Annotated in this window: 9 protein-coding genes and 1 tRNA gene; 5 read left to right on the forward strand and 5 right to left on the reverse strand. The window is 37.4% G+C overall.

The features are described from left to right. Positions 1-48: 48 nt before the first annotated feature. A complete protein-coding gene (locus I6F54_RS09080) occupies positions 49-588 on the reverse strand; it encodes a DUF2058 domain-containing protein (RefSeq protein WP_002957867.1) in 540 nt (179 codons plus the stop codon). Positions 589-786: 198 nt separating this feature from the next. On the opposite strand from I6F54_RS09080, the gene I6F54_RS09085 reads away from it, so the two are divergent. Then, complete coding sequence (locus tag I6F54_RS09085) at positions 787-1935, forward strand: MFS transporter (RefSeq protein ID WP_165727106.1); 1149 nt, start codon at positions 787-789, stop codon at positions 1933-1935. Here the strand turns inward: I6F54_RS09085 and I6F54_RS09090 are convergent. Continuing rightward, complete coding sequence (locus I6F54_RS09090) at positions 1902-2402, reverse strand: prolyl-tRNA synthetase associated domain-containing protein (RefSeq protein WP_197140976.1); 501 nt, start codon at positions 2400-2402, stop codon at positions 1902-1904. The two genes, I6F54_RS09085 and I6F54_RS09090, sit on opposite strands and share 34 nt — an antisense overlap. Before the next feature lies 1 nt (position 2403). Further along, the gene (locus I6F54_RS09095; RefSeq protein WP_010554359.1) at positions 2404-2799 is read right to left on the reverse strand and encodes a hypothetical protein; all 396 of its coding nucleotides are present in this window, start codon (positions 2797-2799) and stop codon (positions 2404-2406) included. A 166-nt stretch (positions 2800-2965) separates the two neighbouring features. Here I6F54_RS09095 and I6F54_RS09100 point away from each other — a divergent pair. The 4 genes from I6F54_RS09100 (at position 2966) to I6F54_RS09115 (ending at position 9968) form a co-directional block, all read left to right on the forward strand. After that, positions 2966-3041, forward strand: a tRNA-Ala gene (locus I6F54_RS09100). A 179-nt stretch (positions 3042-3220) separates the two neighbouring features. After that, positions 3221-4483, forward strand: coding sequence for an ABC transporter substrate-binding protein (locus I6F54_RS09105; RefSeq protein WP_197140980.1), 1263 nt, complete (start codon positions 3221-3223; stop codon positions 4481-4483). After that, a complete protein-coding gene (locus I6F54_RS09110; protein ID WP_197140984.1) occupies positions 4483-7701 on the forward strand; it encodes an ATP-binding protein in 3219 nt (1072 codons plus the stop codon). Before I6F54_RS09105 ends, I6F54_RS09110 begins: the two co-directional genes overlap by 1 nt. Positions 7702-7760: 59 nt before the next feature. Then, positions 7761-9968 carry a two-component system response regulator gene (locus I6F54_RS09115; RefSeq protein WP_197140995.1) on the forward strand — a complete coding sequence of 736 codons (2208 nt, stop codon included), beginning with the start codon at positions 7761-7763 and terminating at the stop codon, positions 9966-9968. Positions 9969-10044: 76 nt separating this feature from the next. On the opposite strand, the gene I6F54_RS09120 is transcribed toward I6F54_RS09115, so the two are convergent. Both I6F54_RS09120 and proB read right to left on the reverse strand, forming a co-directional pair. After that, the gene (locus I6F54_RS09120; RefSeq protein ID WP_007586417.1) at positions 10045-11292 is read right to left on the reverse strand and encodes a glutamate-5-semialdehyde dehydrogenase; all 1248 of its coding nucleotides are present in this window, start codon (positions 11290-11292) and stop codon (positions 10045-10047) included. Further along, positions 11289-12395 carry a glutamate 5-kinase gene (gene proB / locus I6F54_RS09125; RefSeq protein WP_010554355.1) on the reverse strand — a complete coding sequence of 369 codons (1107 nt, stop codon included), beginning with the start codon at positions 12393-12395 and terminating at the stop codon, positions 11289-11291. Before proB ends, I6F54_RS09120 begins: the two co-directional genes overlap by 4 nt. Positions 12396-12742: the final 347 nt, after the last annotated feature.

Here is a 12742-nt window from a genome sequence, read left to right on the forward strand (position 1 = left end):
CTTTTATATACTTTAGCAAATAAAAATGAGCTTACCCTTAATGGACTATTACCACACTATATCATCTGGTACTTCAAAGTCTGCGTACGGGTCATCTTCATCTTTTGGTTTGTTTTCTGGCTCTACATGAAAAACAATATACTTTTCGTCAACTTCAGCCACTTTGCGTGCTGGTTCGTCGTCTAATACGTAAAATTGCCCTTCTAGTACACAAATAGCTAAACGACCGCCCGATAACGCTTTTTGCGTTTTCTCGTTTACGTCGATATTTTTTACTTTATTTTGATAAGTAAAATTAAATGTGCGCTCACCACGAATAGCGTCTTGGTTGTGGTGCTCTAAAATTTGTTTAACACGCGCTTCTTGCTCGCGCTGCTTTAAGCTTACTTGGCGTGTTTGGTTAAGCTCTTCAGCTTTTTTTTGCTGCTCTAGCTTGGTTTGTTGAATATGCTTTTGCAGATCACTTGGGTTGCTAGTAGCCCCTTTCTTTTGCTTTTTTTGTTGCTTACGCTTTTCTGATTTAGCAACTTTAGCATTATGCGATGTTGTTAATCCTGCTTGAAGCAATTGGTCTTGTAATGAACCCATGGCTTTGTTCCACTAAAAACTAATATTATCGCTATTTTAATCACCAACGAGTTCAAATAACAGCGCTATCGACATTAATCTAGCAAACTAGTTAAAACAAACCATGATATAGCGCAATGACTATGGTTTTAATTATGAATTAAAAACAATTTTTAATACAATGCCACGCAACCAATCAGCAAATGCACAAGCCATATAATGCGTTTACCTCATCTACTCGTTTGCTCGGTATTTATATTTTTTGTGCTTTATGCACCGCAACCCCTACTTAGCCTTTTTGCGAGCGAATTTAATGTAGCACCTGCGGTAGCTGGCAGCTTAATGACTGCAACTATGCTGCCCTTAGCCATTGCCCCGCTCGTTTATGGTTTATTTTTAGCAAAAATAAATCCATTACTTATATTACGTATTGCAATGGTGCTTTTAGGCCTTAGCTGCTTACTTTTTATTTATGTACCTAGCTTTGAGCTTTTATTATTAGTCAGATTTTTACAAGGTCTAACGCTCCCCGCAGCTTTAACAGCAATGACTAGCTATATAGGTATGAGTTATAGCGCTGATACACTTCAAAAAAACATGACCCTATATATTGGTAGCAGTATAGTTGGTGGTTACTTTGGTCGTGTGCTCGCAGCTTTGTTTAGCGACTTATGGAATTGGCAAAGCTTTTATTACGTAATTGCTTTTATGCTTATTTTTTTAGCTTTAACAATCAAACATTCTCAATTTTCGAACCCAGCAACAAAGTCTCAGCTTTCACCACTGGACTACATTAAACAGCTTAAAGAAGGGGCTATCCTTAAAGTGTACGGTGCCGTTTTTTGTATGTTTTTTTGCTTTGCTGCACTACTTAATTACTTACCGTTTATATTACAAAACACGTTTTTAATTACCAATACTCGTGACATAGGTTTAGTTTACAGTGGTTATTTAGTTGGTGCCCTCGCCTCGATTGCTGCACCTTGGTTACTTAAAAAAGTCCCTTCGCCTTGGCATTTATTAACTGCGGTATTTAGTTTTTATAGTGTGAGTATTATTTTATTAATGAGCCACCAGCTTAGCTTATTTTTAATCGCATTTACTTTGTTTTGTGGCGCTATGTTTGTGATTCACTCAACTGCCGCACCGCTCGTTAATAAAATAAGTAAAGCCCCGCCAAGCGTAACCAATGGCGGATATGTATCGTTTTATTACAGTGGTGGGGCATTGGGGTCGTTATTACCCGGTGTGGTATACCAACATCATGGGCAAACAGCGTTTATGTTTACGCTGCTCGCGGTTTGCTTATGCGGTTTATCGTTAATTATGTGGGCTTATTTTGAGGGTAAAAATACAACGCGCGGTTGATGCTTTGTGTGATTAAAAAATGTTTCTAAATCAGCTTTACTAAGCAACCATGTTTGGGTGTTTTCAAACGGATGACAATGAAACAAATTACCACCCCAAATATCTTGATCGACCCATAAGCTCACTTCGTTTTGCTTATCATTTAAAAGAGCCAACATAGATACACACCCATGAGCCACTTTTAAATACGTTGCTAAGCGTTCACTCGATGCAAACCCTAAACGCGAAAGCCCTTGTTGCTTTGATAGTGCCTTTAAATCGAGTTGCTTATTGTGCGCTGTAATAACTAAAAAGTGTCGCTTGCCTTCGTTATCGCGTAAAAATAGGTTTTTAAGACGAGTACCTGGGCGCTCAATCATAAACTCATCAGCCGCTAAGCTAGTATGTAGTGGCGGATGTTCTATTGCATCGTAAGTAATATTTAGGTCCACTAAAAGCTCTGCTAACTTAGTTTTATCAGCCAACATATTACAAGCAACGTCCTCTTAGCTGTACGCTCAAATCTCGCCATAAAACATCATTAACTTCATGTTTGTTATCGCAATACTCACGCTCTTTTAGCTCTTGGTTCAATAATTCAACTGCTTGATCTTCTAGCTGCAACTTCAGAATGCTCGACTCTTCAAAATGCTCTTTCTCTATATACTGCTTAACCTCACCACGGCTTGGTCTATTGTTAGGACCACGGTCTAGGTTAAAGTTTTCACGATGCTTAGCTTTTACCGAAACAACATAAGCAAAAAGCTTATTGCCTTGCTCATCTTGCTTTTCGTGAAACTGTTTATTATTTATTTCAAAAGGCGGCTCATCATTTGAGGCACAGCCAGCGAGTAAAACCATAAGCGCTAGAACACATTTTTTCATTGTTTTTTATCGTTTTAGTTTTGAATTAAGCCGAGTCTAACAAAAATTGACGTAAACAGTGAAAATTTACGAAAAAATACTTGACCAAATTTATAAAAAAACTTAAAGTTCGTCCCGCTTGGAACTCAGCAGTCAAGCAGTTACATTATATGTAATTTAGGAATGTGGGGCTATAGCTCAGCTGGGAGAGCGCCTGCCTTGCACGCAGGAGGTCAGCAGTTCGATCCTGCTTAGCTCCACCACTTTCCTACTCCTTTTCAAATTCGCTCTACTCTTCTATTTTTCCATTGTTTTTATTATTTTTTGACACCCTACTATTCTAGTTTTTCATTTTATATAATTTTAAATTTATCCATTCAACTTGTGTCTTTACAAGTTCTTAGCTATACATAATGTCACACATTAGTACTTTAGGCTTAACATGGACATACCTAAGCGTTCAACGCTAAAAAAGCTAGCTGCAATAGGTTTAACAGCTGGTGCAATAACACATGCGCCTTATGTTTTTGCCCGAAAAAAAGTCACATTAAGAGTACTTGGTACGCATGTAACACTCCAAGAGGCTATCCGCAAACAAGCGATGAGTGACTTGGGTATTAATATAGAATTTACTCCCGCAGGCAGCGCTGCTGTTTTGCAAAAGGCATCAATGGACCCTAGCTCCTTTGATTTATACGAACAATGGTCAAACAGCATTAATGTGCTTTGGGATGCAGGTTCTATACAGCCAATAGAAAAAAAACGACTCACCTACTTTAACGAGATAAATCCACTTACTAAAACGGGAAAACTAACCGAAACTGCAAGTATTGGTGCAGGTGATGCTCCCTATAAATTATTAAATGTTCAACCCGATGGCACATTAAGCTCACAAGAAAGCGATCATATTAGCTTTTTACCTTATGTGCATAATGTTGACTCTTTTGGTTACAACACCGATTTTATTAAGCCCGGTATAGCATACGAAACCGAAAGCTGGAGTTGGCTGCTTGATGACGAGAACAGAGGTAAAGTAGCTATCGTAAATGCGCCTACCATTGGACTATTTGACCTAGCCCTAGCAGCGCAAAGTAAAGGGCTTATAAAATTTAAAAATATAGGTGCGATGACTCGCCCAGAACTTGATAGATTGTTTAGTATATTACTCGACTTTAAACGCCAAGGTCACTTTAGTGGCTATTGGAACTCGGTTCCTGAGTCGATTGAATTTATGAAAAGTAAGCGAGCCCATATAGAAAGTATGTTTTCGCCTGCCGTCTCTGCGTTAAACAGCCAAAATATTAATATTCGTTTTGCCGCGCCAAAAGAAGGCTACCGAGGCTGGCATGGTGTTATGTGTTTATCGTCACAAACACAAAGTAGCGTAAAAGATGCAGCTTACGATTATATGAATTGGTGGCTTTCAGGCTGGCCTGGTGCATTTATTGCTCGCCAAGGTTATTACATTAGTAACCCACAACGCTCTAAACTACTCTTATCGCCGGCCGAATGGGATTACTGGTACGGTGGAAAAGCAACAAACATAGACTTATTAAATACAAATGGCGACGTAGCTATTAAAGCTGGTGCGCAACGTAATGGTGGTAGTTACTATAAACGCTTTAGAAATGTAGCAGTATGGAATACTGTTATGCCAACCTATGACTACAGTCTACAAAAATGGTATGAGTTGATTAGCCGATAATGATAATAAATTCAATTAAATCAAAAATAATATTAGCTTTGTGTTCGCTGATTGGATTACTTCTTTTACAAAGCTATTTGTTTAACTATTCGCAAACGTCCTTACTTAACTTGCAAAAGTCGCAGCATAACGCGCTTATTCAAAGTGAAGCTGTGAATCACTTAGAAAACGATATTATTTCCCTGCAAGGGCATGCAGTTTCATTTATTGACAATGCAAATGAAAATACGATTACCAAATTTAATTTTTATTTAAATAAGGCAAATCTAAATCTCGAGCAGCTAAAAACAAACATTCAAAACCAGACCCCTGAGTATCAAAACTCACTAATACGCCTTGGCGAGTATCTAAATAATTACCAAGATACATTTGGCCAAGTTGTCGTAAACAGACAAAAACGCGAACACCTTTACACTACTCAGTTCAAACAGCCTATTGATGACCTACAGGTAACAATTAGTGATTTAGAAGGGTCTTCAAACAATGATAATAAAGTTATTTTTAACGATGTTTTACTCACAATAAGTAATTTAAAACACGCAATTATAAGCTATCTCTATAAACCTAATTTTGATGAAGCACAAAATGTAAAACAAAACTTAAATCACTTACATAAAAAACTAACGAGCACCTCTGTAATAAATGAATCCCTCTCCAATAAAACAACAAGCTTAAAACAAGCTTATAACCAACTTGTATTACTCACCCGTAGCTACACTTTTTCTGTAAATGTAGTGCTTACAGGCATAGAAAACGAATTGCTGTATTTAACTAATGAAATTAAAAACATAGAAAAAAATAAACTAATCAAAACAGAAGAGCTACTAAGTAGCCACTTAACAAAAAATACGGAACAGGCAAATATATTTGCCGTTTTAATTATGTTAATCATTTTATTTTTAAGCTATTTTATTTTTAGATCGGTTATAAAACCAATTACTCAGCTCACTTTATTACTTAAAGATATGAATAGCGAAAAGCCAGTAACTATTTCAAATAACAGCCAAAATCAAACTGAAATAGCGTCGGTAATAAAAGCAGCTAATGCTTTATATTTAAAAAATAAGCAAACCAAAGAGCTACTCAACGAAACCCGCGTATTAAATTCCCAAATGGAAGCAATGAATGCCGACCTGACGAGTGCTATGGAGCAAACTGATAAAGCCAATAAAACAAAAATAGATTTTGTAGCCAATATGAGTCATGAACTTCGCACCCCAATGAATGGCATATTAGGTATGTTGCAACTCTTACAAAGCAGTGAGCTTCCCTCAAGGCAAAAACACTACGCAGATAAAGCTTTTTCAAGTGCTCAAAATTTATTGCAGATTTTAAATAATATTCTGGATTTTTCTAAACTAGAATCGGAAAAAGTTCAGTTAGAGCAAATCCCTTTTACCTTACATACTATAGTTTCTAACGTTCAAAATTTATTCTCAACAAATGCTAAGCAAAAAGGCTTGTTATTAAACTTTACTTTACACGTTGATGCAGGGCTTGAACTTATTGGCGACCCAATGCACTTAAGTCAAATAATAAATAACTGTGTAGGTAACGCAATTAAGTTTACTGAGCATGGTGAAATATCATTAATTATAGAAGCGACATCTCAACATGAAAAAACAATAAACCTTCGCTTTAGTATAAAAGACACGGGTATTGGGATGACTGAAGAGCAATCAAAAATTATATTCCAGTCTTTCTCGCAAGGTGATTCAAGCACAACAAGAAAGTATGGTGGGACTGGTTTAGGACTCACTATAAGCAAACAATTAACTAAATTGCTAGGCGGAGATATACAAGTAAGGAGCACTATTAATCAAGGTAGCGAGTTTTTCTTTACTCTACCCTTTATTTTATCTGAACAACAAAAGCTTAAAAAACACGCCTTATTAATTAGCCCTGATAATGACCAAATTAAAAAATTAATGGACTTACTAAGTGATATAAATATAACGACAGAAACAACACAAGAACCATTAAGGGCCATTGCAAAAATGTCTCAGCCTAGTAGCCCATTTAGTATTGTAATAATGTCGATAGAAAAAAAAGAGCTCAACGATAACTTTATTTTACAACAACTGTACGCTCAAAATAAAAACGTTAATGAAAAATTGACACTGATTTTATTAATTACCGATGAAGAGTCTCCTGAGCCAATTGCAAAAAATGAAAATATAGACATTATAATTATTGGTAATAAAAATAGTGAAGTTGAAATTTTAAGAAAGCTTTCACCAAATAATTTTAAAGAAAAGCAATTAAAGCCTCGCCCTAAATTCTCGGGTTTTAATGCATTAGTTGTTGATGATAATAGAATTAACCAAGAAATAGCCTCCGCCCTTTTAGCAAGATTAGATATGACCGTGATCATTGCTGATAATGGACATGATGCATTAGATAAAGTAGAGATAAATGACATCGATATTATTTTTATGGATGTTCAAATGCCAGTTATGGATGGGCTTGAAGCAACAAGCATATTAAGAGAGCGAGGCTACAAAACCCCCATAATTGCCATTACGGCAGCCGCAGATCCTAATGATAAAAAAGCAGCGTTTAGAGCGGGTATGGATGACTTTTTAGTAAAACCGATTATTTTTGATGCGCTTTACGAAAGTATAGAAAAGCATCTGCAAAGTAGCGAATCTCTGAGCACTATAAACCTGCCTTTAGCAAAAGAAAACCTAGAAAACAATGACGAATTGTTAGCTAAATTATTTACTCAGTTTGTCAACGATTACAATGACTTTTCGATTAAAGCTGATATATTAATCAAAAATGGAGAGTTAGAAAGCTTAATTCGACTAGTACATACACTCAAAGGCTTGGCCGGCACATTAGGCTTTGAGCTACTGCAACAAAGTGCGCAAAGTGTTGAGAAAAGCTTAATAGATAAGAAAAGTATTAATTTATCTCATTTTAATGAGCAATTAATACTTACACTTTTTGCTGTAAAACAATTTTTGATAGCTTACAGCTTTAAAAAAGAACATATACAGCAACATGAACTAGAAAACGAAGACTCGGTTATTGATAATATATACTCATTAGCATTAACGGCTCGCCCCGTACCTAGCAGTTTGATTAGACAGCTAGAAATGAATCAATATGAGAGAGGCCACTCTCTATTTAAGCTCAAAGAAGCAATTGATCATTTTAACTACGCGTTAGTAATTGAGCTTATTGATAAGTATAGAAACGATAATAAAAATTAGGCATAACCACTAACCTGAACTAGATTTAATATTGTAAAGAACGCAGAGAAGGACAGATAGTGCATTCAAATTACCTCGCAAACAGTAATGGATTAACCACAGAACAAAAGCATAAACCTTTAATTCTTATTGTTGATGACGAACCTAGTAATTTACACGTATTAGTAGAAGGACTTTTAACTGACTACGATGTACGTATTTCTACTAGTGGTGAGCAGGCTTTGATCTTTATTGAGTCAACTAGGCCTGACTTGATTTTATTAGACATAATGATGCCCGGCATGGACGGCTACGAAGTATGTAATATACTCAAAGCGAAACAAAATACCAAAGGCATCCCCGTCATATTTGTAACTGCGCTTACCGAGGAAGAGTCTGAAGAAAAAGGCTTTGCTATGGGCGCAATTGACTACATACACAAACCTTACAAGCTAGCGCTCGTTAGAGCACGCATTCGCACTCATATTACCGCTCAAGGCATGCTAGATAGGCTTATAGAAAAAAACTTTGACCTGCACGACAAACTACTTGAAATAGAATCACTAATACAAGAGCTAAGCCAGCGAGAAGAAGAATTAAAAGAACTCTCCTCAAAACAAAAGTTATTTTATCAAGCCCTAACGGGAACTGCCGATGGTGTTGTTATTACCGATAGTAACGGAAAAATCATTGCCGTAAATCCTTCATTTTGCCGGATTACAGGTTACTCTGAATCTGACTCACTACAAATGCAGTTGCACGATATTAAACAAAATAACCACCCTAGTATTAGCTTTGATCAAGTATGGCATCATGCAAACCAAGCAGGATATTGGAGTGGAGAGCTAGTAACCAGACGAAAAAATGGCGAGCTTTATCCTGAGTTATTAACTCTTAGTATGGTAAGAGGCGAGCAAGATACCAACGTGCACTATATTGGTGTATTTAGTGATATTTCTAGCGTTAAGATAACGCAAGAAAGAATTCACTACCTCACATGGCATGATGAACTTACAGGTTTGCCCAACCGAAATGGTTTTTTAAAGCAGTTAGAGCAGCAACTTCAGGTTTGTAGTACCGAAAATAGTTATGCCTATATTTATATTATTGACATAGACAGCTTCCACTCAATAAATGATGGATTAGGCCTACTCGCTGGCGATAACATTTTAAAAGAATTAACTAAACGAATTCATTCTAAGGTGAATAAAAAAGATGTTATTGCTCGCTTAGGCAGTGATGAATTTGCAGTACTGTGTACAGTTGAAAAAGGCGTTGGCAGGATCAGAGCCCAAGCTATGGCTGAAAATAAAGCCCAAGAACTGATCATAAGTGTAAACCACCCCTTTGTCGTTGATGAACAAGACGTTAGCTTAACAGTAAGTATTGGCACGTATATTTTTCCTCGAGAAGATCAGTGGGAAAGCGCTATAGAAACAATCCGTAACTGTGAGGCAGCTTGTTACAAAGCAAAAGAAAAAGGCGGCAATAGAGTTACCTTTTTTGATACTTCGTTTGGCGAGCAAGCAAAACGCCGTTTTGAAATAGAGCAAGATTTACGTAAAGCAATCTCAAATAATGAGTTATCCCTATATTTACAATCCCAATTTGACCGAAGCCAAACCCTTAAAGGGGCTGAGGTTTTATTAAGATGGGAGCATCCTCAAAAAGGCTTCATTAGCCCTGGTGAGTTTATATCTATAGCCGAAGAGTCAGATATAATTTATGACTTAGATTGCTGGGTAACTTCAAATGCACTTGAAATATTAACGCAACTTAGTAAAACTCACCCTGAGTTAAACCTATCAATTAATGTAAGTGGCAGGCACTTTCATGAAGCGCGCTTTTTAAGCTTTATTAGCCAACAAATAAAGCAACATAGCATTAATCCTCAGCAACTCACTATTGAGATAATTGAAGGTACATTGCTTAATCACATGGAAGCGGCTATTGAGGCTGTTCACTTTCTCAAGAAGCTAGGTATTAGGGTATCAATTGATGACTTTGGTACTGGATATTCGAGTTTAACTTATCTTAAACAATTACCCATACAAGAACTAAAAATTGACCGTTCTTTTGTATTGGAAGCACCGACTGATAATAACGATAAGCTAATTATTGATATGATTGTAAGCTTAGGCCGTTTATTTGAACTCGAGATAGTTGCTGAAGGTGTAGAGAACCAGTCCCACTTTGATTTATTGCAAGAATATCCAGAAGTTATTCTTCAAGGCTATTATTTACACAGGCCTGAACCTGCAAGCGACTGGCTTGAAAAACTAAATTAATTACAGAGTAGTCTGAAAAAACAAAAAAGCCGAGTATTTCCATACTCGGCTTTTTAATGAAATTAAGCTTTAGCGGTTACTCGCGAACTTGGCCTTCACCATTCACTAAGTACTTCTCAGTAGTCAGTGACTCAAGTCCCATAGGGCCGTATGCATGAAGCTTAGAAGTTGCTATACCAATCTCTGCGCCTAGACCCAGCTGTGAGCCATCAGAAAAGCGAGATGATGTATTAACCATAACTACAGAAGCATCAACACTACGCTGGAATAGCTCTGCAGCGGCTGCGTTTTTAGTACAAATTACTTCAGTGTGGTTTGAACCAAACTGTGCAATGTGTTCAACCGCTGCCGTAAAGTTTGGTACAACGCGAATAGCGATTTCTAGGTCTAGATATTCTTCACCAAATTCGTTATCGGCTAACACAGTTGCATTATCAAAGTATTTAGCTGCAAAGCTGTCAGCATTTATTTTTACACCTTCTTGGCGTAATACAACTGCGCACAGATTTAAAAACTCATCTGCAACATCTTGATGAACTACTAAGCCCTCAAGTGCATTACAAACACCGGTACGCTGCGTTTTACCGTTAAGTAGTAAGTTAAGCGCAATTTCTAGGTCTGCATCTTTATCTACATATAGATGACAAACGCCTTTGTAATGCTGAATTACTGGGATCGTACTGTTTTCAGTAACAAAGTTAATTAAGCCTTCACCGCCACGTGGAATTATTAAGTCAATGCTTTCACGTTGCTGCATTAATTCCATTAATAGTGCACGATCTGGATCTGGAATCACTGAAATAAGTGATACTGGTAAGTTATGCTTTTCAAGTACGCTGTGCATTACACTTGCGATAGCTTGCGAACTTTTAAGTGCTTCTTTACCGCCACGTAAAATTACGCCATTACCTGATTTAAAACATAATGCGCCAGCGTCTGCTGTTACATTTGGGCGTGCTTCGTAAATCATACATACAACGCCAAGAGGTACGCGCATTTTACGAATTTTAATGCCATTTGGACGCTCTGTAATATCACGTAGCTGACCAACAGGATCGTCCAGGCTTACGATTACTTCAATACCTTCTGCCATTGCTTCAATACGCTCATCGTTTAGCGTTAAGCGGTCGATCATTGAGGCTGCTAAGTTATTGTCGCGTGCTGCGCTTAGGTCACTTTCGTTTTCTTTGATTATAAATGCTTTTTGCTCTCTTAATGCCGCTGCCATTTCAACTAGTACTTGATTTTTAGTCTCGGTATCGAGTAAAGCAAGTGTATGGGCAGCTTTAGCTGTCTGGCGTGAAATGTCCGTAATTAAACTCATGACTTCTCCAATAATGCGATATGTTTTTCAGATATAACTGGTCCAATTGAATCCTGCATTTTTTCGCTGAATTCACTCTGTTCGTTGTCTGCAATAAAGTTTAACAAACAGCTACTATAATTTGCGGTCGCTTTAGCTAAACGCGTACCGTCTTCACTACGTACTAAAATGGTATCACCAACAGCAAATTCACCATGGACTTCCATGATTTCATCACCGCGAATACATCCACTTTCACCTTCAAGGGATTCATCAAATGATCCATCAACAACAACTTCACCTTGCTCATTTGCTGTATGTGTCATCCAATGTACAGAATCTTGCATCGGCTTTTCGTACGGTAAAAATACGCTACCAGGATTTTCCCCAGCTAGCAGTTTCGTAAATGTTTCTTCTTTAAAGCCGTTTATAATATAAGTCGCGATACCATGTGACGTTGCTTTTTCTGCCGCTTCTATTTTGGTTTTCATGCCACCAGTACCAACAGCACTTGTAGCACATCCTGCCATAGCATAAATAGATTCATCAATTGATTTTATTTCAGGCAGTAACACCGCATCATCATGTAAGTTAGGGTTTTTATCATATAACCCATCAACGTCTGAGAATATTAATAAAGCATCGGCATCGGCTGCTGCTGCGACCATTGCTGATAAGTTGTCGTTATCACCCACTCTTAAGTCGTCGGTAGTTACAGCATCATTTTCATTAATGATAGGAAAAACACCATGCTCAAGCAAAGTAAACACTGTTTCGCGAATACTTTGGTAACGCTCGCGGTCACGTAAATCGCCGTGCGTTAATAATAGTTGCGCAGATGGAAAGTCAAAAAAGCGGTCCCACATGGCGATCATTTCTGTTTGGCCTGCTGCTGCCATTGCTTTTTTCATCACCACAGAGCGAGGTTTGTCTGATGGGAATAAATGCGCTCCAGCCGCTACAGAACCCGATGATACTAAAATCACCTCGATTCCACGGGCACGACAACGAACAATGAACTGTGCGATGGTTAATATGTAACGCGAACGGCAGCCATCTTGATCTGGTGCAATTAATGCACTACCTACTTTAAGTACGATACGTCGCCAATTTAACTTTTGCATAAATGCTCAACTTTCCATTTTATCTGCGCTCATCTTAATTAGACGAGCTAAAACTAAGTAGCTAGGTTTAAAACATAGCTTCGAATTTTTCTTTTCATTTAGGCAACACTTTTTTACACACACGCAAAAACCATATCTAAAACAAGAAGCTTAGATTTGAGGTTAAGTAAAAGTAGCAACAACCCAATAATATTGAGCAGCACTAATCAAAAAATTTAAAAGTGTTGTTTATGCATCGCTGTAAAAAGCTGTGTGTGGCTTTTTTATTAACAACATACATAGAGCCTCTAAAGTCTGATACACCAACAGATAGGGTGAAGACCAAAGGACCGAGATTTAACCGCCAC

Source organism: Pseudoalteromonas sp. SWXJZ10B, assembly GCF_015864475.1.
GTDB lineage: Bacteria > Pseudomonadota > Gammaproteobacteria > Enterobacterales > Alteromonadaceae > Pseudoalteromonas > Pseudoalteromonas arctica.

What these genes read in the sequence shown, in the direction of transcription:
- proB (WP_010554355.1), bottom strand. Translation starts at nt 12,395, where the DNA reads ATGCAAAAGTTAAATTGGCGACGTATCGTACTTAAAGTAGGTAGTGCA.
- I6F54_RS09110 (WP_197140984.1), top strand. Translation starts at nt 4,483, where the DNA reads ATGATAATAAATTCAATTAAATCAAAAATAATATTAGCTTTGTGTTCG.
- I6F54_RS09105 (WP_197140980.1), top strand. Translation starts at nt 3,221, where the DNA reads ATGGACATACCTAAGCGTTCAACGCTAAAAAAGCTAGCTGCAATAGGT.
- I6F54_RS09120 (WP_007586417.1), bottom strand. Translation starts at nt 11,292, where the DNA reads ATGAGTTTAATTACGGACATTTCACGCCAGACAGCTAAAGCTGCCCAT.
- I6F54_RS09085 (WP_165727106.1), top strand. Translation starts at nt 787, where the DNA reads ATGCGTTTACCTCATCTACTCGTTTGCTCGGTATTTATATTTTTTGTG.
- I6F54_RS09080 (WP_002957867.1), bottom strand. Translation starts at nt 588, where the DNA reads ATGGGTTCATTACAAGACCAATTGCTTCAAGCAGGATTAACAACATCG.
- I6F54_RS09090 (WP_197140976.1), bottom strand. Translation starts at nt 2,402, where the DNA reads ATGTTGGCTGATAAAACTAAGTTAGCAGAGCTTTTAGTGGACCTAAAT.
- I6F54_RS09095 (WP_010554359.1), bottom strand. Translation starts at nt 2,799, where the DNA reads ATGAAAAAATGTGTTCTAGCGCTTATGGTTTTACTCGCTGGCTGTGCC.